22 protein-coding genes are annotated in these 21,906 nt (G+C 68.8%); 7 read left to right on the plus strand and 15 right to left on the minus strand.

Going from position 1 to position 21,906, the window contains the following annotated elements; all coding sequences use genetic code 11:
* Positions 1–414 precede the first annotated feature (414 nt).
* The 8 genes from LCL87_RS06565 to casI form a co-directional block, all read right to left on the minus strand.
* The gene (locus LCL87_RS06565) at positions 415–1,230 is read right to left on the minus strand and encodes a MaoC/PaaZ C-terminal domain-containing protein (RefSeq protein WP_225017904.1); all 816 of its coding nucleotides are present in this window, start codon (positions 1,228–1,230) and stop codon (positions 415–417) included.
* Positions 1,231–1,257: 27 nt separating this feature from the next.
* A complete protein-coding gene (locus LCL87_RS06570) occupies positions 1,258–2,436 on the minus strand; it encodes a lipid-transfer protein (RefSeq protein WP_225017905.1) in 1,179 nt (392 codons plus the stop codon).
* Entirely contained in the window at positions 2,436–2,879 is a 444-nt protein-coding gene (locus LCL87_RS06575; protein WP_225017907.1) for a MaoC family dehydratase, read from the minus strand. Before LCL87_RS06575 ends, LCL87_RS06570 begins: the two co-directional genes overlap by 1 nt.
* Positions 2,876–3,988, minus strand: coding sequence for an acyl-CoA dehydrogenase family protein (locus tag LCL87_RS06580; RefSeq protein WP_225017909.1), 1,113 nt, complete (start codon positions 3,986–3,988; stop codon positions 2,876–2,878). Before LCL87_RS06580 ends, LCL87_RS06575 begins: the two co-directional genes overlap by 4 nt.
* On the minus strand, positions 3,988–4,962 hold the full coding sequence (locus LCL87_RS06585) for an FAS1-like dehydratase domain-containing protein (RefSeq protein ID WP_225017910.1): 975 nt from the start codon (positions 4,960–4,962) through the stop codon (positions 3,988–3,990). The genes LCL87_RS06580 and LCL87_RS06585 overlap by 1 nt, the downstream gene beginning before the upstream one ends.
* A complete protein-coding gene (locus tag LCL87_RS06590; RefSeq protein ID WP_225017912.1) occupies positions 4,959–6,125 on the minus strand; it encodes an acyl-CoA dehydrogenase family protein in 1,167 nt (388 codons plus the stop codon). The genes LCL87_RS06585 and LCL87_RS06590 overlap by 4 nt, the downstream gene beginning before the upstream one ends.
* A gap of 178 nt (positions 6,126–6,303) precedes the next feature.
* Positions 6,304–7,146: an SDR family NAD(P)-dependent oxidoreductase gene (locus LCL87_RS06595; RefSeq protein ID WP_225017920.1), complete on the minus strand. Its 843-nt coding sequence runs from the start codon at positions 7,144–7,146 to the stop codon at positions 6,304–6,306.
* Position 7,147: 1 nt separating this feature from the next.
* Positions 7,148–8,788: a steroid-22-oyl-CoA synthetase gene (gene casI / locus LCL87_RS06600; protein ID WP_225017967.1), complete on the minus strand. Its 1,641-nt coding sequence runs from the start codon at positions 8,786–8,788 to the stop codon at positions 7,148–7,150.
* Between the two features lie 296 nt (positions 8,789–9,084).
* Between casI and casG the strand changes: the two genes are divergently transcribed.
* The 6 genes from casG (at position 9,085) to LCL87_RS06630 (ending at position 14,288) form a co-directional block, all read left to right on the plus strand.
* Complete coding sequence (gene casG / locus LCL87_RS06605) at positions 9,085–10,749, plus strand: steroid-24-oyl-CoA synthetase (RefSeq protein ID WP_225017922.1); 1,665 nt, start codon at positions 9,085–9,087, stop codon at positions 10,747–10,749.
* Complete coding sequence (locus LCL87_RS06610; RefSeq protein ID WP_225017924.1) at positions 10,749–11,231, plus strand: nuclear transport factor 2 family protein; 483 nt, start codon at positions 10,749–10,751, stop codon at positions 11,229–11,231. The genes casG and LCL87_RS06610 overlap by 1 nt, the downstream gene beginning before the upstream one ends.
* Positions 11,232–11,270: 39 nt before the next feature.
* Positions 11,271–11,639, plus strand: a complete 369-nt coding sequence (locus LCL87_RS06615; protein ID WP_225017926.1) for an EthD domain-containing protein — start codon at positions 11,271–11,273, stop codon at positions 11,637–11,639.
* A gap of 18 nt (positions 11,640–11,657) precedes the next feature.
* The gene (locus tag LCL87_RS06620; protein ID WP_225017928.1) at positions 11,658–12,581 is read left to right on the plus strand and encodes a TIGR03619 family F420-dependent LLM class oxidoreductase; all 924 of its coding nucleotides are present in this window, start codon (positions 11,658–11,660) and stop codon (positions 12,579–12,581) included.
* A gap of 173 nt (positions 12,582–12,754) precedes the next feature.
* Positions 12,755–13,528, plus strand: a complete 774-nt coding sequence (locus LCL87_RS06625) for a hypothetical protein (RefSeq protein WP_225017930.1) — start codon at positions 12,755–12,757, stop codon at positions 13,526–13,528.
* A gap of 94 nt (positions 13,529–13,622) precedes the next feature.
* On the plus strand, positions 13,623–14,288 hold the full coding sequence (locus tag LCL87_RS06630; protein WP_225017932.1) for a helix-turn-helix domain-containing protein: 666 nt from the start codon (positions 13,623–13,625) through the stop codon (positions 14,286–14,288).
* Here the strand turns inward: LCL87_RS06630 and LCL87_RS06635 are convergent.
* Entirely contained in the window at positions 14,225–14,614 is a 390-nt protein-coding gene (locus tag LCL87_RS06635) for a VOC family protein (RefSeq protein ID WP_225017933.1), read from the minus strand. The genes LCL87_RS06630 and LCL87_RS06635 overlap by 64 nt on opposite strands.
* 53 nt (positions 14,615–14,667) lie before the next feature.
* On the minus strand, positions 14,668–15,585 hold the full coding sequence (locus tag LCL87_RS06640; RefSeq protein ID WP_225017935.1) for a mechanosensitive ion channel domain-containing protein: 918 nt from the start codon (positions 15,583–15,585) through the stop codon (positions 14,668–14,670).
* 164 nt (positions 15,586–15,749) lie between these two features.
* Between LCL87_RS06640 and LCL87_RS06645 the strand changes: the two genes are divergently transcribed.
* Positions 15,750–16,073 carry a hypothetical protein gene (locus LCL87_RS06645; RefSeq protein ID WP_225017943.1) on the plus strand — a complete coding sequence of 108 codons (324 nt, stop codon included), beginning with the start codon at positions 15,750–15,752 and terminating at the stop codon, positions 16,071–16,073.
* A 7-nt stretch (positions 16,074–16,080) separates the two neighbouring features.
* On the opposite strand, the gene LCL87_RS06650 is transcribed toward LCL87_RS06645, so the two are convergent.
* The 5 genes from LCL87_RS06650 to LCL87_RS06670 form a co-directional block, all read right to left on the minus strand.
* Positions 16,081–16,869 (minus strand): SDR family oxidoreductase, encoded by a 789-nt coding sequence (locus LCL87_RS06650; RefSeq protein WP_225017945.1) that lies wholly within the window; start codon positions 16,867–16,869, stop codon positions 16,081–16,083.
* 83 nt (positions 16,870–16,952) lie between these two features.
* Positions 16,953–17,603: a PaaI family thioesterase gene (locus tag LCL87_RS06655; protein WP_225017947.1), complete on the minus strand. Its 651-nt coding sequence runs from the start codon at positions 17,601–17,603 to the stop codon at positions 16,953–16,955.
* Entirely contained in the window at positions 17,600–18,472 is an 873-nt protein-coding gene (locus LCL87_RS06660) for a MaoC/PaaZ C-terminal domain-containing protein (RefSeq protein WP_225017949.1), read from the minus strand. The genes LCL87_RS06655 and LCL87_RS06660 overlap by 4 nt, the downstream gene beginning before the upstream one ends.
* A 4-nt stretch (positions 18,473–18,476) precedes the next feature.
* The gene (locus tag LCL87_RS06665; RefSeq protein ID WP_225017951.1) at positions 18,477–19,685 is read right to left on the minus strand and encodes a lipid-transfer protein; all 1,209 of its coding nucleotides are present in this window, start codon (positions 19,683–19,685) and stop codon (positions 18,477–18,479) included.
* 11 nt (positions 19,686–19,696) lie between these two features.
* Complete coding sequence (locus LCL87_RS06670; RefSeq protein WP_225017953.1) at positions 19,697–21,886, minus strand: acyl-CoA dehydrogenase family protein; 2,190 nt, start codon at positions 21,884–21,886, stop codon at positions 19,697–19,699.
* Positions 21,887–21,906 lie beyond the last annotated feature (20 nt).

The following is a 21,906-nucleotide window of genomic DNA, read 5'->3' on the forward strand; positions in this document are numbered from 1 at the left end:
CGGTCGCCCAGTAGGCGACCGACTCGCCGACCCGCTCTACTTCTTGATCCATGCCTTGCTCAGCAGCAGGGTTGATTCCCGGCCTCATTACTCGTCAACCCTCCGTGAGTCTGTCGATCTCGCAATGGATCTGCCCACACTGGGGGTTGGGTTCCAGGGCCGACCGCCCGCAGTTCTCGGGGCGACGATGTCGGGCCCCTGCGGGCGCCCTACCGTATGACCTGGGCCACACGAGGCGCAGCGCCTGTTCCGCTGGACGGTAAACATTCAGCACTGAATAAGAAATCCGTCAGAAATGAAAACAGCTGCGGGAGCCTGACCGAGGTCGAACGCTCCCGCAGCTGAAGTCTTTTGACCGAATGTCACACGGGTTCAGTCAGACTGAACGCATGTGACATTCGGTCACAGCGGGGGCTACTTGGCGAAGACCGCGTAACCTCCGGAGATCGCCGACTTGCCCTCGCGTACCAGTTCGAACGACAGGCCCGACGCGTCGCCCCACGCCTTCAGTTCCGCGGTGTCACCGGGGAACACGGGCGCGGCGAAGCGGCCCTGCAGCTCGGTCAGGTCGGCCGGATGCACGCCCAGTTCCTTGGCGAGCGGCAGCGTCGACGCGGCGAGCGTGCACAGGCCGTGCATGATCGGACGCGGCTGGCCGATGCCCGCGGCGGCGGCCGGATCGATGTGGATGTGGTGACGGTCGCCCGTGAGGCGGTACAGCGCGGCCACGTTGAACGCGGTCTCGAGCTGAGCCGTCACATTGGCCTCACCCTCCGGTGCCGGCGGCTTGGACGGGCCACGCTCGCCACCGAATCCGCCTGCGCCCGGGGCGAACAGGGACCAGGTCGCGACGAAGTACTCGCACTCGACCTTGACCTCGAACACCGCCGCGGCGCCCTTGTCCCAGACCTCGCCGACGCTGGCCTCGAGCGTGACCTCACCGCTGCGGGGCAGCGGTGCGAGCACCTTCAGCTCCTGCGAGCCGTGCAGCGCGGTCTTCATGTCGAAGGCACCCCGCTGCCCCAGCTCGTCGGGGGCCCACTGGGCCAGCGTCAGCGCGAACGTCGGCAGCACCCGCAGCCGGTCCTCCATCACGAGGTCCAGATCGGTGGCCTTCGCACCCACGGCGAGCGCGTACAGGATCGCGTCGCGCTCGTCGTAGCTCACCGTGCGGGTACCGAGGTCGACCCCACGCCACGCGCCGGCCGACTTCTGCTCCACTGCCGTCATTCTCTCGGTCCTTCCAAATAATTCGGGTCAGGCGACGCCGAGAATCAGGCCGGACGTGGGAACCGCGGTTCCCGCCGTGACGAGCATGTTCTCGACGTTCTCGGGCTGGTTGGTGGACGTACCCCGCAGCACCCGGACCGCCTCGGCGATGCCGTTGACGCCGTGCAGGTACGCCTCACCGACCTGGCCGCCGTGCGTGTTGCTCGGCAGCCGTCCACCGATCTCCAGGTTGCCCTCGCGGATGAAGTCCTTGGCCTCGCCGGGACGGCAGAAACCGAGTTCCTCGAGCTGCGGGAGCACCAGAGGGGTGAAGTGGTCGTAGAGGATCGCCGCGTTGATGTCGTCGGGCGTCAGGCCGGCCTGCGCGTACAGCTGACGACCGACCAGACCCATCTCCGGGATACCGGTGATGTCGGGGCGGTAGTAGCTCGCCATCATGTGCTGGTCCTTGCCGGAACCCTGTGCCGCACCCTTGATGATCGCGGGCTTCTGACGCAGGTCCTTGGCGCGCTCGGCCGAGACGATGACGAGGGCCTGACCGCCGTCGGTCTCCTGGCAGCAGTCGAGCAGGTGCAGCGGTTCGGCGATCCATCGGGAGTTCTGGTGGTCCTCGAGCGTGATCGGCTTGCCGTAGAACCACGCCTTCGGATTGTTCGCGGCATGCTTGCGCGCCACGACAGCAACCCGACCGAAATCCTCACTCGTGGCACCGTACTGGTACATGTACCGGCGAGCGAACATCGCGACCCACTGGGCGGGAGTCGCCAGTCCCTGCGGGGTCAACCATGCGTAGGCTGCACGGTCCGCGGTGGAGTCCATCGGGCGGTCGTGCTGCCCCGCACCGAAACGCATACCGGAGCGTTCGTTGAACGCTCGGTAGACCACCACGACGTCGGCGATGCCGGTCGCGACGGCCATCGCGGCCTGCTGCACCGACGCGCACGCCGCGCCGCCGCCGTAGCCGATCCGGGAGAAGAACTTGAGCTCCCCGAGCCCGCAGTTGCGGGCGACGAGGATCTCGCCGTTGGTCTCCATCGTGAAGGTGGTCAGACCGTCGACCTCGGACGGGTCGATGCCGGCGTCGGCGAGGGCGGCGGTGACCGCCTCGCACGCGAGCTGCAGCTCGGAGCGGCCGGACTTCTTCGAGAACTCGGTGGCGCCGATGCCGACGATCGCGGCGGCACCGGAGAGCGGGCTGACAGCCATCAGGCGTCCTTCCCTTCAGCGGCGGGGTAGGCGACCGTGACCGAACCCGCGAGGTGGTTGCCGAGGCTGTTCGCGCCGACGATCTTCACCTCGACGAGGCCGTTCTCCTTGGAGACGACCTCACCGGTCATGGTCATGGTGTCGCCCGGGTAGTTCGGGGCACCGAGACGGATCTTCACCCGACGCACCGTGGCGAACGGTCCGGCCCAGTCCGTCACGAACCGTCCCGCCAGCCCGTTGCTGGTGAGGATGTTCATGAACACGTCCTTCGAGCCGCGCTGCTGCGCCAGCTCCGGGTCGTGGTGCACGTCCTGGAAGTCGCGGGTCGCGATCGCGGTCGAGACGATCAGCGTGCGGGTCAGCGGGATCGCCAGCTCCGGCAGCACCTCGCCGACCGAGATGTCGTCGTAGCTGCGGCCCGTGACGGTGACGGTGGCGGTCATCCGACCACCTCGACACCCGCGGCGAGCTGCGCGCCCAGGCGGGCGAGGTCCGATGCGGAACCACCGAGGGTGGCGCCGATCTGCTTGCCCCACAGCAGGTGCCGGTGCACCGGGTAGTCGGTGTCGACGCCCATGCCGCCGTGGAGGTGCGTGGTGCGGTGCACGATGCGCTGGCCGCCGTCGGTGGCCCACCACTTCGCGACCAGGACCGAGGTGCCGGGATCGATGCCGTCGACGAGGTTCTGCGTGGCCTGCCAGAGGGTCACGCTCATCGCCTGCAGGTCGATGTAGCAGTCCGCCAGCTGGTGGTTGACGGCCTGGAACGTCGCGAGCGGACGCCCGAACTGCTGACGGCCGTTGAGGTACGTGACGGCCTGCTGGACGGCACCCGAGCCGACACCGTGCTGGATCGCGGCCAGCGCCAGCTCGACGCGATCGACCAGCCACTGCGCGGTGGTGCCGTCGGCGGGACCGAGCAGCTCCGCCGGAGCCGACTCGAGAGTGACGTTGCCGCAGATCTCCCAGTTGGTGGACTGCGTCTGCTCCACCGAGACGCCGGCCGCGGCCAGGTCGACGACGAACAGCGCCGCACCGGTGGACGTGGTCGCCGAGACGATCGCACGATCTGCGACGTGGGTGATCGGGACGACGGCCTTGGCGCCGGTCAGCGTCCACTGGCCGCCGGCCTCGGTGGCGGTGGTCTGCGGGTTGCCCTCGACATACGGGCCGAACTCCTCGAGACCGATGGTCAGGAAGCTGCTGCCCTCCGCGACACCCGGGACCAGCGCGGTGCGCTGCGCGTCGGTGCCGAACTCGGCGACCGCGAGGGCCGCGAGGGCGGACTGCCAGATCGGCACGGGCGCGACGTGGCGTCCCTGCTGCTCGAGCAGGACGTACAGCTCGGCCAGGCCCATGCCGCCGCCGCCGAGGTCCTCGGGCAGCGCGATGCCGAGCAGACCCGTGTTCGCGAGCTCACGCCACAGGTCGCGGTCGATGCGCTCGTCGCTCAGCTCGACCTGCTTGACGCGGTCGATGTCGGCCTTGCTGGTGAAGACCTCGTCGGCGAGGTTGCGAATTGCCTCTTGCTCTTCGCTGAAGTTGAAGTCCATCAGGAGTCCTCCCGTGCGGCCGGACGGAACGCGGGCAGCGTCAGATCCGGGTCGGCGTCGATCCAGTCCAGTTCCACCGGCATGCCGATCTCGACATCGTCCGGCGCGATGCCGGTCATGTTCGCGATCAGGCGGGTGCCCTCTTCGAGTTCGATCGTCGCCACGATGAGCGGGTACTCGAATCCGGGGATCTGCGGGTGGTGGTTGACGACGAAGCTGTAGACGAAGCCCCGGCCCGAGGCGTCGACGGTGTCCCAGTCGAGCGACTGGCACGCGCCGCACATCGGACCCGTGGGGTGGCGCAGCACGCCGCAGTTCGCGCAGCGCTGGATCACCAGGCGGTGCTCCTTGGCGGCCTCGAACCAGAAAGCGTTGTCGACGTTGAGCGCCGGACGCGGGCGCAGGCCCGGGATCGGCCCGGCCGACTTCTCTGCCGGCTTCTCCGCAGCCTTCTCGCTGCCCTTCGGCTTGAACCGCAGGGTGCGCCAGCGCTGCGTCGCGACGACCTCGTCGTCCCCGTTGCGATACGTCTTGAGCGTCGTGACGAAGTGTCCGACACCGAGGCCCGTCTTCTTCTCCTCGGAGATGTCGTCGATCACCTCGGTGAGCGAAACACGGTCGCCGGGACGCAGTTCCGTGAAGAACTCGAAGTCCGAGTCGGTCGCGACGACGGACGTGAAGCCCTCGTCGTCGAGCGTGGCGATCAGATCGGTCCACACCTGCGACGGATCGTTGTTCGCCATCTTGTCGTTGAAGGTGCGCATGGTCCACACCTGCGCCATCAGCGCGGGCGCGACGGCGCCGTCACGGCCGGTCGCCCGGGCCGCGTCGTCGTCGAGGTAGACGGGGCTGGTGTCGCCCATAGTCTCGACCCAGTGCCGGATCATCGGGGTGTTGACCTCGTCCGGACCCCACACCGTGGGGGTCAGGATCTGACCCTCGAATGCCTTGAGCTTGGTGAGGAATTCGCTCACTTGACCCTCTTCTCACGTGCCAGGCCCAGGCCCATGGTGCCGACCATGTCGCGCAGGACCTCGTTGACGCCGCCACCGAAGGTGTTGACCATGCCCTGGCGGGAGATCTGCTCGATCTGACCGGCCAGCAGCGCACCCGGCGACTCGGGGCGGATACGGCCCGCCGCGCCGAGAATGCCGAGCAGCGTGCGGTACACGTCGATGTGGGTCTCGGTGCCGTACGCCTTGGTGGCACCGGCGTCGGCGCCGGACAACGTGTCCGCGGCGACCGCGGCCGTCATCTTCCAGTTCATCAGGCGCATCGCCTCGAGCTTGGCGTGCGTGCGCGCGAATTCCTGCTGCACCCAAGGAATCTCGATGGCACCGTTCTCCTTGGCCCAGTCCAGGACCTGGTGCCACAGGCCGTAGGTGCGGCCGCCGATCGCGGCCAGGCCGATGCGCTCGTGGTTGAGCTGCGCGGCGATCAGCTGCCAGCCACCGTTGACCTCACCGATGACGTCCTTCTGCGGGACGCGGATGCCGCTGTAGTACGTCGAGGTGACCATGAGGCCGCCGACGGTCGGGATCGGCGACCACGAGAAGCCCGGGTCGTCGGTGGGGACCACGAGGATCGAGATGCCCTTGTGCTTGGGCGCCTCCGGATCGGTGCGGCACGCGAGCCACACGTAGTCGGCGGTGTTGGCGCCGGACGTGAAGATCTTGTTGCCGTCGACCACGAAGTCCTCGCCGTCGACGACCGCGCGGGTCTTGAGCGACGCCAGGTCGGTGCCGGCCTCGGGCTCGGTGTAGCCGATCGCGAAGACGATGTCGCCCGCGAGGATGCCCGGCAGGAAGCGTTCCTTCTGCTCCTCGGTGCCGTACTTCATCAGCGTCGGGCCCACGGTGTTGACCGTGACGAACGGGAACGGCAGACCGGCGCGCTGCACCTCGTCGAAGAACACGAACTGTTCCTCGATGGAGCGGCCCTGTCCGCCGTACTCCTTGGGCCAGCCGATGCCGAGCCAGCCGTCCTGGCCCAGCAGCTTGACGACCTCGCGGAAGTACTGGCCGCCCACGCCCTCCTCGCCGGCCTTGCGTCGCTTCTCTTCCGGCAGCAGCGCCGCGAAGTACGCGCGCAGCTCCTTGCGGAGCGCGAGCTGTTCGGGGGATTCCCTCAAATCCATCGTTACTCCTCTAATACCCAACGACGTCGTTTACCAAAGGCAGACAGCCGCCGTTTTCCGGCGACTGTCTGCCTGCGTTGTCCCGGACGCTAGCGACCGAGCCGACGGCTCGGGTCACGCATCTCGCACAGCGGGAACAGCGACCCGACCTGCACTCGGGCGAGATCCAGGCGCCCGATCAGGGCGCGGTGGAATCAGTGAAATCATTCACCAGCTTCGGCGCCCAGACCACCTTTCCGAGAAAACGCTCGGAGTCGGGGGTCGTGGCCAGCCACACCGCGGCGTCGGCCGGCACCGTCGCGGGCACCGAGTCGAACCCGGCGTCCTCGATTTTCTCGGTGCCGCCGCGCGCCTTGCCGGACTCGGTGACCACGAAACCGGGGCTGAGATTGAACGCCCGGATACCGCGGCCGCGGTATTCGGCATTGACGGCGCCGGCGAGACGGCCGAACGCCGCCTTCGACGCGGCGTAGGCCACGCCCCAGCCGCCCTCACCGGGCGCGGCCGGCGGATCGGTCGTCGCCGACCCGGACACCAGGTTGACGATGACACCGTCGGCGTTCTCGACCATCGACGGCAGCACCCGCTGGATCAGCGCCAGCTGGTGCAGGTAATTGCCGCGCACCATGACCTCGGCGTCGTCCAGCCGGAGGTCGAGGATGCGCTCCATGTGACCGGCGGTCTGGGCGTAGGCGTTGTTGACGAGGACGTCGATCCGACCCCACTCACGCAGCACCTCGTCCGCGGCGCCGACCACCGACTCCTGGTCGAGCAGGTCCATGCGGATCGGCAGCGCGCGCACCCCGCACGCCTCGATCTCGGCGGCCGTCGTCTCGAGGCTGCCGGGCACCGCGATGAGCATCTCGCCCTCCGCACGGGTGCGGGGAGTGACGGCACCGTCGCCCTCGCGGACCGTGCGGGCCGTGATCGCGACGTCGAATCCCTTGCGTGCGAACGCGAGCGCGATCTCACGCCCGATCCCGCGGCTCGCGCCGGTGACGAGGGCGACCTTGCGGGTCACCTCAGACGCCCAGGAAGCGCTGGCGGCCGGAGGCGACGAACTCGGCCTCGAGCGTGGCCTTGTCGTCGGCGGTCATCGCCTTGTAGACGGGCTCACCGCGGCCCTCCCAGCGGTAGACCGGCTCGTCGGTGCGCCACAGCTCCGCCTGCAGTTCCCGCTTGAGGACCTTGTTGGAGCCGGTGATCGGCAGGTTGGTCGACACCCGCACGAACCGCGGCGTCGCCTTGCTGCCGAGATCGGCCTGGCCGGCCAGGTACTCGGCGAACTTGACGGCGTCGAACCCGTCGAGCGACTCGACCTCGATCGCGGCCATCACCTGATCGCCCGACTTCGGATCCGGGATCGCGTACACGCCGGTCGCGATGACCTCGGGATGGCGGCGCAGCACACGCTCGATCATCAGCGCCGAGGTGTTCTCGCCGTCGACGCGGATCCAGTCGCCCTTGCGGCCGGCGAAGTAGATGAACCCGGCCTCGTCGATGTACCCGAGATCGCCGGTCCAGTACCAGCCGTGCTTGATGCGGTCGGAGTCGGCGGCGTCGTTCTTGTAGTAGCCCTCGAACGCGCGCGCACCGTCGGTGTTGATCATCTCGCCGATCGCCTCGTCCGGGTTCAGCACCCGGCCGTGCTCGTCGAGGATCGCGCGCACGCACTGCTCGCGGGTCTCCGGGTTCACCACCAGGATGCCCTCGTGCGCGGGGCGACCCAGCGCTCCCGCGGGAGCCTCCGGATCGAGCTTGACCGAACCGGCGCCCTCCGAGGAGCCGTAGCCCTCGAACAGCTCGGCGCCGAAGCGGCGGACGAACTCGGCCTTGTCCTCCGGCGACGCCTCGGTGCCGAAGCCGCGCTCGAGCTTGTTGTCGATGTCGCCCGTCAGCTCCGGCGTCGCCATCAGGTACGACAACGCCTTGCCGACGTAGGTGAAGAACGTGGCACCGAAGAACTTCACGTCCGGGAGAAAGCCCGACGCGGAGAACTTGCGGGCCTCCGGCAGGCACACCGTGGCACCGTTCAGCAGCGCCGGCGCCCACAGCGCCATCAGGGCGTTGCCGTGGAACAGCGGCATCGGGCAGTAGTCCACGTCGTCGTGCTTGTGGCCGTACTTCGCGGTGTTGGCGTACGCGAGCCGCGACAGGCGACCCTGGCTGCACTTGACGCCCTTCGACATTCCGGTGGTGCCGGACGTGAACAGCAGCAGGTACAGGCTGAACTCGTCGATGCCGTCGGCCATCGCGGGCTCGACCCGGTGGGCGTCGATCCGCTCCCGGTAGTCGGGCGCGTCGACCAGCACGAACCGGTCCTCGGACAGGCCGAGATCGAGGCCCTTCAGCTTCTCCATGCCGGCCGTGTCGGTGACGATCAGCTGGCAGTCGACGTACTTGATCTCGGCCTCGAGCTCCGTGGCGCCGCGAGTCGGGTTGATACCGACGATCGTCGCGCCGGTCAGCGCCGCGCCACCGAGCCAGAACAGGAACTCCGGCACGTTCTCGAGCAGGACACCGATGTGGAACGGCCCGTCCACCCGCATCGACCGGGCCAGATCACCGCACGCGGCGCTCTCGCGAACGACCTCGTCCCAGGTCCAGTCCTGCTCACGGGTACGGAGACCGAGGTGCTCGTCGCCGACGCGATCGAGCAGCATCTCGGCAATCGTGGTGCGTTCCAACTCATTCTCCTGTCACGGCGCCGGTAGGCGCGATACTGATGGCCGTCGGCGGTGTCGGCGGGACAGCCATGTCCTATGCGCGAAAAGTATCTGCGGGCTGTCGCGCAGATCACCGCCAGTCTCGCTCAGTGGTAACTCCCCCCATCGAGGATTCGCAACGTGAGAAATTGCCGTGAGAAACCCGTCACATCCCACACCTCGAGTCTTCTACCTGGGTGTTCACTGGCCATTGGTGACAGGAACGACACTGTGACATCGAAGAAAGGTCACTCATGACAGCCCCCGCCGATCCGCAACTGCACCTGGATCAGGTCATCTCTCGTCTCACCGGCTTCGGCGGACCGTTCGAGATCGTCGAGGAAGAGGTCCTCGGCACCCGCATGCCGGTCATGAAGAACCGCGACCGGGCGGTCGGCGATCTGCTGGCGCAGTCCGTCAAGTGGGGTGACCGCGACTACCTGGTCACCGAGGACCGTCGCGTCTCCTACGCGCAGCACGCCGCCGACGCCTATGCACTGGCCGCCGCCCTGCGGGATCGGTACGGGGTCGAGAAGGGTGACCGCGTCGCGATCCTCGCCGCCAACACCCCCGAATGGGTCACCACCTTCTGGGCGACGCAGGCCCTCGGCGCCATCACCGTCGGCCTCAACGGCTGGTGGGTGCCGCGCGAGATCGAGTACGGCCTGCAGCACAGCACCCCCAAGGTCGTGATCGTCGACGCCAAGCGCGGCGCCGCCCTCACCGCAGTCGACACGACCGGGATCACGATCCTGACCATGGAGGAGGACCTGCCCGGACTGTTCGCCGAGTTCGCCGGCGCGGAGCGTCCCGTCGTCGCGGTCGACGAGGACGACCCGTCGGTCATCCTCTTCACGTCCGGAACCAGTGGCCGCCCCAAGGGCGCGCTGCATTCGCACCGCAACCTGCTCGCGGTCGTCGACTACCACCGCTACAACGGCGCGATCATGGCAGCGTTCACGGGGAAGCCGTTCGACCCGAACGTGCCGACCCACATGCGCGACCTGCTCACCTCACCGCTGTTCCACATCGCGAGCCTGCACAACCTGGCGGTCCCCCGCCTCGCGATGGGCGGCGCGCTGGTCATCAATCAGGGCTCGTTCGACGTCGACCGGATCCTCGGCCTCATCGAGCGCGAGCGCGTCACCAACTGGGGCGCCGTCCCGACGATGGCCTCGCGACTGCTCGAGCACGGCAACCTCGCCAAGTACGACCTGTCGTCGCTGACGTCGTTCTCGCTCGCGTCGGCGCCGTCGTCGATCGCGTTCAAGGACCGCCTGCGCGAACAGGTTCCGTTCGCCCGCAACGCACTCGTCGACAGCTACGGGCTCACCGAGTGCAGCACCGCGATCGCGGTGGCCACCTCCGCCGAGCTCGAGGAGTACCCGGGCACGCTGGGTCGACCGATCATCACGGTCAGCATGGAGATCCGGGATCCGTTCGGCGAGTGGCTGCCCGACGGCATGGAGGGCGAGGTGTGCGTGCGCAGCCCGTTCGTCATGCTCGGCTACTGGAACGATCCGGTCGCGACCGAGAACTCGATCACCCGGGACCGCTGGCTCCGCACCGGCGACTACGGCGTCGTCGAGAACGGTCGCCTGCGGCTCACCGGTCGCCGCTCGGACCTGATCCTGCGCGGCGGCGAGAACGTCTACCCCACCGAGATCGAGCAGATCCTCGACGAGCACCCGGCGGTGCAGGAGTGTGCGGTCGTCGGCTCACCGCACCCGGATCTGGGTCAGGAAGTATCGGCGGTTGTCGTGGTGGTCCCGGGCGCGATCGTCACCGAGGAGGAGTTGCGGGAGTTCGCGTCCGAGCGCCTGTCGTACTTCAAGGTGCCGACGAAGTGGCGCATCACCACGGACCTGTTGCCGCGCAACGCGACCGGCAAGATGAACCGTCGCGAGATCCACGCCTGATGACCGCCTGGACCGTCGAACGCCTCGGCGCCGTCGAGTCGATCCGCGACCTTGCCCACCTCTACACGCACCTCATCGACGAGGCGCGCCTGGAGGAGGTCGCGGAGCTCTTCGCGCGTGCGGTGTACGGGCAGTGCGACGGTGCCGGAACGCCGGTGGGGCCGGTGCGCGACTCCGACCCCGCCGGCGTGCTGGACGCGTGCCGCAGCTTCATCCGGATGCACGGCACGCCGCCGCGGCCGCGCACCAAGCACGTGGTCACCAACCTGCGAGTCGAGGTCGCCGACGACTGCCGCACCGCGACGTCGCTGTCGTACTTCACGGTGCTGCAGGCAACCGAAAACCTTCCCCTGCAGCCGATCCTGGCGGGCCGCTATTTCGATACCTTCGCGGTCGTCGACGGCGAATGGGTGTTCACACAGCGGCTCACCTGCATCGACCTGGTCGGAGACCTCGGCGAGCACGCGCAGCGCACTCTGTGAGAATCTTCCCCCCCACATGATCTTGATGAGGAAGAATCCATGTTCAAAGCTGTAGCGCTGCTCGCCCGTAAGTCCGAACTGACCCGCGAGCAGTTCATCGAGCACTACGAGTCCATCCACGTCCCACTGATCCTGCGGTCGTTTCCGCAGATCAAGGAGTACCGCCGCAACTTCGTCGACCTCACCGGCAGCGTGCGGGCGCCGGGTGTGGCCGATCCGATGTTCGACGTCATCACCGAGATGTGGTTCGAGGACCGGGCCGGCTACGACGCCATGCTCGCCGCGCACGCCGATCCCGCGATCGGCGGCCCGGTGGCGGCGGACGCGAACCTGTTCCTGGACATGTCCAAGACCCTGCAGTTCGTGGTCGACGAGTACGCAACGACGAGCGAGCTGCCGAACGTGTAGCCGCGGAACAGGAGCACCATGCAGGTCGGTCTGAACATTCTCGGAGCCGAGAACCTCTTCGCCGGACGGATCCGCCCGGTGCTCGACGTGGCCGCAGCCGCGGACCGCGCGGGAGTCGACATGATCTCCACCGGAGACCATCTCGGCTTCAACGCGGCCGCGCACGCGGACCGGGTTCGTACCCACGGCTTCCCGTTCCCGATCGACCACGACTGGTACGAGCCGCTGTCGCTGCTGTCGTCGGTCGCGGCGGTGACCGAGCGCGCACTGCTCAACGTGTCGGTCCTGATCGCGACGGTGCGACCGCCGGTGCTGCTGGCCAAGCAGATCGCGACCCTGGACCGGCTCTCCGAGGGCCGCGCCGCGATCGGCATGGGCGTCGGCTGGCAGGAAGCCGAGTACACGGCCACCAACATGCCGTTCGACGCACGGTTCGGCCGCATGGAGGACACCGTCCGCGCGTGCCGCGAACTGTGGACCGACGCGCCGGCCAACTTCCAGGGCCGCGAGTTCTCGTTCGAGGACTTCCACGCCCACCCGCTGCCGGTGCAGGACCGGGTGCCGGTGATCTTCGGCTTCGGCCCGAGTCAGCGCAACTTCGACCGCATCGCCCGCATCGCCGACGGCTGGACGGTCAATCCCGCTGACATGCAGACCTTCTCGGACAGCGTCCGGCTCCTGCGCGACACCTTCGAGGCCCACGACCGCGATCCCCGCTCCGCGATCATCCAGGTGTCGGTCGGCCCGGAACGTCGCGACGACGGCACCGTCGACCTCGCCGCCACCGCCGACAAGGCCCTGGCCTGGCACGCCGCCGGCGCGACCGTCGCCGTCTTCCGGCCTGCCACTTTCTGCACAGCGGGAGAAGAGGTTCCGGAGCTGATCGACTGGGCGGTAGGACTGAAGGCCGAGGCCGGAAACACTGCGGAGGCGAGTCGATAGCAACGGTGGACAGGCACTGGGGCGGCGGCGAGAGCATCGGGATGGTCGACTTCGTCTGTCGGCCCTCGCGGTCGGAACCGGGCCGGGCACATACGGGCAATCCCGGCGTTTCACGCATACAAGTCCTCGATCGTGGTGTGTCATGGATGCACACAACGGGGAGGAATTGATCGATGGCACAGCAAGATCCGAAGACACAGCGTGGAGCGCTCGCACGGATGGCCGTGGGCGCGGCCGTGGCCGCAGCGGCGATCGCTGCGGCCACTCCGGCGATCGCCGGAGCCGAACCGGTCGAGGCGGTGGTCCCCGCCCCCGAGGCCCCGACACTGGCCACCGCGATCGACGGCAGCGACCTCACCATCACGCTCACCGACCCGAACGTCACTCAGCGACTGACGACCTGCACCGCCGCCCTCATCAGCGTCGAGAAGGCACTTCCGTTGCTGCCGGACCTCGCGACCGGCACATTCCCGCCGCTCAGCGAGATCGACCCGTCCATGTTCACGTGGGGGCCGGGGCTGCCGACGTCCGGCCTCAACCGGGAACGCACGTACAACGTGACCGACGTTCCCACGGGCATCTACGTCACCGTGGGCGTCTGCACCAGCCTCGGCGGCGTGGCGGCGGACTTCGCACCCACGCTCATCGGCCCGACGATCCAGGTCGGTTCCGCCGCGATCCAGCTCGGCAGCACCGTGATCGACACGCCGGGCGCCCTGGACGCCATCCTCGGGCTGCTCGGCATCGACACCGGAAGCCTGGGCAGTTCCGAAGGCAGCCTCGGCAGTTCGGGCAGCCTCGGGAGTATCACCGGCAGTCTCGGGAGTTCCGAAGGCAGCCTGGGCAGTTCCGAAGGCAGCTCCAGTGGCAGTCTCGGCAGCTCCAGCGGCAGTCTCGGGAGTACCGGCGGCAGCCTCGGCAGTTCCGAAGGCAGCCTGGGGAGCTGAGCCTGTCGCCCCCGAGTGCTGTACTGGGACCGTGTACAGCGAGCGCCCGTCACGCGTGGTTCCGGAAGCAGTCGTGTGGCACACCGTTCGGTCCGTGGACGGTGCGGTGCTGCCCGACGGCTGCATGGATCTCGTGTGGCGGGACGGCACGGTCCTGGTCGCGGGGCCGGACACCGAACCGTTCCCGGTGATCGGGTCGCCCGATCCTGCAGTGGGGCTGCGCCTGCCACCCGGACTGCTCCCCCACCTGCTGGCGGTTCCGGCAGCAGACCTGCGCAACGCACGGATCCCACTCGAGGACGTCGTCGGCCGTCGGACCGCCACGGTTCTCGCCGGGCTGGACCCGGCCGACGCCGGAGCGGCGTTCGAATCGTTCGCGGTGGCCCGTCTGGGCGACGTGGGGCCGCCGGACCCGGTGGTGACGGCGGCAGCCCGACTGCTCGGACGCGGAGTCCCCGTCGCGGGAGTCGCCGCCACCACCGGACTGTCGGCCCGCGCGCTGCAGCGCCTCGGCAACCGCAGTTTCGGCTACGGCCCCAAGACTCTGGCCGGGATCCTGCGTCTGCAGCGGGCGTGCCACCTGGCCGCGAAGGGCGTCCCGTCCGCCGTGGTGGCGGCCGAATGCGGGTACGTGGACCAGGCCCACCTCATCCGCGAGTCCCGCCGCATCACGGGTCGCCCGTTCGGCGAACTACGTCAGGACGGCAGCGCCGCGAACAGGTCGACGCCGTTGCCGTCGGGGTCGGTGACCGTCGCGTAGCGCTGCCCCCACGGGGCGTCGAACGGCTCGACCTCGCCGTGCCCGGCCTCGGCGAGCCGCGCCCACACCGCGTCGACGTCCGCCGGTCCGTCGCACTCGAAGGCGAGCGAGACCCGCGCGTCGCCGGTGGGCGGGGTGTACGGGCCACCGAAGGACTCCACGGTCTCGACGGTGTCCCACATCAGCCGCACCCCGCCGGCCACCACCTCGACGTGGGGCTGGGACGCGGCGTCGTCGGGGATGTCGAGGCCGAGCAGTCGGTAGAAGCGCAGGGACGCCGCGAGATCCGTCGTCACGAGGCCGATCGCGTTCAGCTGAGGAATCATGATGGCCACGCTAGCCGCCCACCGGCGCCCGGCGATTGGATCTTTCGGACAGGTCAGCTCGGGGCGGATCCGCGCATCGCCGCCAGCGCCGCGAGCGGGGCCGCGATGTCGTGCTCGTCGAACGCGGCGAGCACGGCCTGGGTGATGTACCGCTGCACCGCCCACTGCTGTCCGGGCTTGACCCGCGCGGTCAGCCGCAGCATCACGGCCTCGGCGGTGACGCTGTTGACGCCGAGCATCTGCGGACGTTCCAGCACCGCGTCGGCGATCGCGTCGGCCTCGGAGGCTTCGATCGCGGCGGTGAGCGCGACCTCCGTCGCCCGCGGGACGGCAGCGCCCGGTGCGATCGGCAGGTCGATCACCGCGACCGCGTGGCCTTGGCTCATGTTGCCGACCCGCGCGATCTCGCCGTTGCGGCAGTACCAGAGGGTTCCGTTCAGGTCGCGGATCGTGGTGACCCGCAGGCCCACCGTCTCCACGGTCCCGACGGCCTCTCCGACGTCGATGATGTCGCCCACCCCGTACTGGTCCTCGAGCAGCATGAACATCCCGGTCAGGAAGTCCCGCACCAGGTTCTGCGCGCCGAAGCCCAGCGCGACGCCGACCACTCCGGCGGACGCGACGAGCGGGGCGACGTTGACGCTGAAGACCGTGAGGATCTGCAGCACACACCACGTGAGCGTCACGATCGAGACCCCGGACTTGAGCACGGACCCGATGGTGCGGGCGCGTTGCGACCGCCGCTGAGCGGCGACGGAGTCGCGGGTGCCCATCGGGATACGTTCCTTCAGCGGTCGCAGCAGTCGAGGCTCGCCGCCGGGTCTGTCCCGGGTGGCCCGATCGATCGCGCGGTTGAGCACGAAGCGCAGGACGAGCGCCACCACGACGTAGACCGCGATCTCGATGGGCCGCTCGATCAACCACGTTCGCGCACTGTCGGACAGTTCGATTGCAGTCAATTCGTACGTCATCGTTGCCGACCCTACGGAAGATCGGCGCGCTCGGCTGGGCACCGTCGACCCGGCGATCGGCGACCGGCCCCGACGTGAAGCCCGGGGTGAATCCGTCCGATCCCGCCCCGACCGGGGCCTTCGTCGTGTTTCATTCGTCCCGAACTAACGAAAGGGAACCGAACATGGTGACTGAAACGACGGGCCGCCGGGTGCGGGCAGCGCTGGGGGCCGTGCTGGTGGCGGCGGGAACAGCAGCGGTGATGGCGTTCGCGCCGGGCACCGCCGCCGCGCTGCCGGAGCCGCCGGAGCCGAGCAGTTCGGCCGGCAGCATCACCTTCAGCCTTCCCTCGCTCCTGTCACCGATCCTCGGCCAGCTCGGCTTCGGCAGCCTCGACACCGGCAGCCTGGGCAGCTCGTCCACCGGCAGCGCCGGCAGCCTGGGCAGCTCGGATACCGGCAGCTTCGGTAGCAACTACGGCAGCGCCGTCGACTCCCCCAGCGCCTGACCGGTCGTCAGTCCACCTGCGGCGCCCACTGGACGCCGTTGATGTGCCCGCCGCCGTCGACGAACAGCGTGTTGCCGGTGACGTAGCGCGAGTCGTCGCTCGCCAGGAAGGTGGCGACGGGGCCGATGTCGTCGAGCGGGTCGCCGATGCGGCCCATCGGGTTGGCGGACGCCATCGTCGCCGCCATCTGCGGGTTGGCCTCGACGGTCCGGCGGTACGCCTCGCTCTGCGCGCCCGGGCAGATCACGTTGCAGCACACCTGCTTCGGCGCCCACTCCCGGGCGGCGGTGCGGGTGAGCGTGCGCAGCGCCTCCTTGGCGGCGTTGTAGTGCACCGAGTACATGTGCGCGTTGACGCCGTTGAGCGAGCACAGGTTGATGACCCGGCCGGTGCCGTGCTTCTCGAGTTCGGGCAGGGCCCGTTGCATCGCCCAGAACGCGGCCATCACGGCCATGTCGAAGCCGCCGCGCAACTGCTCGTCGGTGATGTTCTCGAGCCGCGCGTAGCCACTGCTGCGCCACGCGTTGTTGACGAGGATGTCGAGGCGGCCGAACTGCGCGACGGCGCCGTCGACCATCGCGTGGACCTGCTCCTTGTCGGTGATGTCGGTCCGCAGGAACTCGGCCTTGACGCCCCATTCGTCCCGCAGCCACTGCGCGGTCGATTCACCGGCGGCCTCGTCGATCTCGGCCACCAGCACGCTCGCGCCCTCGCGCGCGAACGCTCCCGCGATCCCTCGGCCGATGCCCATACCGGCGCCGGTGACGATCGCGACCCTCTCGTCGAGCTTCCCCACAACGAACCCCTCTCCCAGAACAGCTGAAGGGTCCCTTCACGCGCGGACAGCGCACGAAGGGACCCTTCAGCCGAAGCAGACGGTTACCGCGGGCGCGGCACCGATGCGTCGATGAACAGTCCCTCCACCGACACGCACACCTCACCGGCGGCGTTCTTGATGTCGCCGACAGTGTGAATCTTGCGGCCGTCCACCGACATCTGCTTGCCGGTGACGGTCAACTCCTCGAACAGCGGCGTCGGCTTGTGGTAGCGCACGTTGAGCTGTGCGGTCATGCCGGCCTTGCCGCCCCACGCGTTCGCGACACCGAGCACATGATCGAGGATCAGCGACGACACGCCGCCGTGCACGCACCCGGGCGGACCCTGGTACGGCAGGTTCAGCGTGACGACGCCCTGCACCGAGCCGTCGTCGAGTCCCTTCAGAACCAGCGGCGGCGCAATCGCGTTCTCCGGACCGGTGATCGGGTCGTGCCGGGTGACGCCCTCACCGCTCCACATGTCGATCATCCGCTCGGCCACCTCGGGAGCGTGCTCCTCGAGATGGTCGGCGATGCTGTTCAACTCCTCCGCGACACGGTCGAGATTCGCGTTGCCGCGATCGGTGCGCAGCATCGCGTCGATCACCCGCCGGGCCGCCGCGGTGGCGCGGTCGACCGGCGCATCCTGCGGCGCCGACGTCAGGACGGTGCCGTGCGGATGGGTCTGAGCCGTAGGGTGGTCGCCGACCTTCACGAGCGGACCTCCATGATCGCGTGGGTCAGCACCGGCTGACCGTCACGCTCGGGGCACGTCGCGAGCAACGTGAGAGTGTTCCCGTCCTGCCACACCGACGTCTCGATGGTCTCTCCCGGGTAGATCGAGCCCGCGAAGCGCACCGAGTAGCTCTGCACGCGAGTGGGATCGCCACCGAGCAGACCGTCGACGACCGCCTTGCAGACCACGCCGTACGACGCCAGGCCGTGCAGGATCGGACGGTCGAAGCCGGCCATCTGTGCGAACGCAGGATCGGCGTGCAGCGGGTTCATGTCGGCGCTGAGCCGGTACACGAGCGCCTGCTGCGTGCTGGTCGGCGAGACCAGCACCTTGTCGGCGTCCCGCTCGGGCACCGCGTTGGTGACCTCCGGGCCGGCGTCGCCGCCGAAGCCGCCCTCACCGCGCGCCCAGATCTGCATGCCCGTGGTCCACAACGGGTTTCCGTCGAGGTCGGTCGCGGACTGCTCGAGAACGATGACCGCGGCCTTGCCCTTGTCCCACACGTCGGCGACGCGCGAGGAGATCCGCGCGGAACCGGCGGTCGGGATCGGCGCGTGCAGCGTCAGTGCCTGACCGCCGTGCAGGATCTTGCGCAGGTCGATGTCGATGCCGGGCATGTTCATCCCGGCCGGCTTCAGCGTGCCCGCCGAGACGCCCTGGCCCGCGACCATCGCGAACGTCGGCAGGACCCGCAGGCCCTTCTCGTACACCCAGCCGAGTTCGGCGGGGTCCAGCGAGTTCACGCCCGCGCCGAGGCCCAGGTGGTACAGCAGGACATCGCGCTCGGTCCAGTTGGCCTCGCGCACAGTCGGTTCGGCCGACAGTGCGGCCTTCACATCGATGGGCATGGTGTTACGACTCCTTGGAGATGGTCCCGGCCCGGTACAGCGTGACGACGCACGCGCCACCGAGGCCGAGGTTGTGCTGCAGACCCACGCGGGCACCGTCGACCTGGCGGGCGTCGGCCTGGCCGCGCAGCTGCCACGTCAGTTCGGCGCACTGCGCCAGGCCGGTCGCGCCGAGCGGGTGACCCTTCGAGATGAGACCGCCGGACGGGTTGACGACCCACTTGCCGCCGTACGTGGTGGCGCCGGACTCGACGAGCTTGCCGCCCTCGCCCGGCTCGCACAGTCCCAGGCCCTCGTACGTGATGATCTCGTTGATCGCGAAGCAGTCGTGCAGCTCGATCACGTCGACGTCGTCGACGGTCAGACCCGACTCGGCGAACACCTGCGCGGCGGCCGCCTTCGTCATCGGGGCGCCGACGACGTCGATCATCGACTGGTCCGCGAACGCCTCGGCGGTGTCGGTGGTGAGGGCCTGCGCGACGATCTCGATCGCCTGGTCCTCGAGCCCGTGCTCGCGTACGAACCGCTCGCTGACCACCACCGCGGCACCCGCACCGTCGGACGTGGGTGAGCACTGCGACCGGGTGAGCGGCGCGTGGATCATCTTGTCGTCCAACACCTGCTGCAGCGTGTACTCGTCACGGAACTGCGCGTAGGGGTTGTTCACCGAGTGCTTGTGGTTCTTCACCGCGACGGATGCGATCTGCTCGGCCGTGGTGCCGTAGCGCTCCATGTGCTCGAGCGCGGCGTTGCCGAACAGCTGCGCCGTCATGGGACCGCGGCCCCACTCGTGCTTGGCGGTCATCACCTTCAGGTGGTCGTCGAGCGTGGTGACCTTGGGCATCTCACCGGTACCGGTGAGCGCCGTCTTGGTCATCTTCTCGAAGCCCACCGCGAGGGCGACGTCGACGATGCCGCCCTGCACCCACTCGCGGGCCATCATCAGCGCCGACGAGCCGGTGGCGCAGTTGTTGTTGACGTTCACGATCGGGATGCCGGTCAGGCCGGTGTCGTACAGCGCGCGCTGGCCGGCGGCCGACGGCTGGAAGACGTATCCGACTGCGGCACGCTGCACCTGGTCGTACGAGATCCCGGCGTCGGCGAGGGCGGTGCCCACGGCCTCGGACACCATGTCCGGGTACTCCCAGTCACGAGACTCGATCTTCTCGAACTTGGTCATGCCCACGCCGACGACGAACGTGCGGTTACTCATGCGTGTGGAACTCACTTTCCGGGTTCGGGATCGCGCGGCAGACCCAGGATCCGCTCGCCGATGATGTTGAGCTGCACATTGGTGGTACCACCTGCGATCGACATGCACTGCGAGTTCAGGAACATTTGTGTCGCGGATCGTCGATGCTGCTCGCCGAGCAGGGACGACGGGCCGGCCCAGTCCATCGCGACTTCCCAGACCTGCTGGATGTGTTCGACGCCCAGCAGTTTCGCGATCGACGACTCCGCGCCGGGCTGCGCACCTGTGAGCGAACGCAGCGTCGTGCGCAGGCCCATCAGCCCGCCGGACTGCGCGTCGCACAGCACCTTGCCCAGAACGGTCATTTGTTCGGCGTCGAGACCACCCGGGATCTCGGCGGCCAGGTTCAGCAGCGCCTCGCCACCCGAGCCGAGAGACGAGTCGTGCGACAGCGAGACGCGCTCGTTGGCGAGCGTCGTGCGGGCCAGCTTCCAGCCGTCGCCGGGCTCGGCGACCAGGCACTCGTCCGGGACGAACACGTCGTCGAAGAACACCTCGTTGAACAGCGCCTCGCCGGTGATCTCACGCAGCGGGCGGATATCGAGTCCACTGTTCTTGATGTCGACCAGGAAGTACGACAGGCCCTTGTGCTTGGGGGCGTCACCGTCGGTGCGGGCCAGGCAGATGCCCCAGTCCGCCTCGCGGGCCATCGACGTCCACACCTTCTGGCCGTTGAGCTTCCAGCCGCCGTCGACCTTGGTGGCCTTGGTGGACAGAGCCGCGAGGTCGGAACCGGCGCCGGGCTCGGAGAACAGCTGGCACCACACGATGTCGCCGCGCAGCGACTGCGGGACGAACCGCTCGACCTGCTCGGCGTTGCCGTGCGCGATCAGGGTGGGGATGACCCAGTTGCCGATGATCATGTCGTGCGGGACGAGCGCGGCGGCGCGAAGTTCCTCGGCGATGACGAGCTGGGTGACGGCGTCCGCGCTCTTGCCCCACGGAGCGGGCAGATGCGGTGAGGTGTAACCCTTCTCGGCCAGGTACGCCTTCTGCTCGGCACCCTCGAGCGCCTTACTCGGCTCGAGTTCGGCGCGGACGTCGGCGCGGATCTGCTCCGCCTCCGGCGGCAGGTCGATGCTCAGGACCCGGCGGACACCGTCGATGGTCAGCTGCGCGACGCGCCGCTTCCACCACGCCGTGGAACCCAGCAGCAGCCGCAGCGACTGCGCGCGGCGCAGGTACAGGTGGGCGTCGTGCTCCCACGTGAAGCCGATGCCGCCGAGAACCTGGATGCAGTCCCTGGTGACCTGGAACGCCGACTCGACCGCAACCGCGCCGGCCACCGCCGCCGCGAGCGACGCCTCGGACGCGTCGATATCGTCGCCGAGCGCGCGGGCCGCGTCCCACGCGGTGACGCGGGCCTGCTCGGTGAGGCTGAACATGCGGGCGGCCTTGTGCTTGACGCCCTGGAACTGTCCGATGACCCGGCCGAACTGCTGACGCACCCGCGCGTAGTCGGCGGCGGTCGTGGTGGCCCAGTCCGCAAGACCCGACGCCTCGGCCGCGAACAGCGTGGCGGCGATGTCGAGGACACGCTGCGAATCCAGCGTCAGCACATCGCCGTCCGCCAGCTCGAGCCCGTCGACGGTCACCTCGGCGTTGCGACGGACGACATCGTGGCTCGGCAGCTCGGTGACGTCGAGGCGATCACGGTCGATCACCACGAACCCGAGCGCACCCGCGTCATCGGTGGCAGCCAGCAGGAACACGTCGCCCACCTGGCCGCCGAGGACGTAGCTCGACGTGCCCGACAGCGTGACCTTGCCGCCGTCACGGACCAGCTTCAGCCCGCCCGGCTGCAGCGCGACCGCACCGAACAGGGTGCCGTCGGCCAGCCCCTCGAGTTCGGACGTGCGGCCGGCCTCGTTGAGCACCGCCGAGACGACCGCGGTCGGCAGGAACGGTCCGGGGACCATCGAGCGGCCGAGTTCCTCGGTGACGATGGCGAGTTCGACCAGACCGTAGCCGGCGCCGCCGACCTCCTCCGGCAGGTGCAGACCCAGCATGCCCAGCTCGGCGAGCGAACCCCAGTACGCGGGACGCGTCTCGGCCTTGGCCTCGACGGCCTCCCGGATCACCGTCGGGGTCGCGTGGCGCGCGGCCCAGCCACGCACGGAATCGCGGAGTTCGCGGTCTTCGTCACTCAAACCAATGGTCATCGAAAATCCTCGGAAGTAGT

This window comes from Prescottella equi (genome assembly GCF_020171745.1).
Lineage (GTDB): Bacteria > Actinomycetota > Actinomycetes > Mycobacteriales > Mycobacteriaceae > Prescottella > Prescottella equi_A.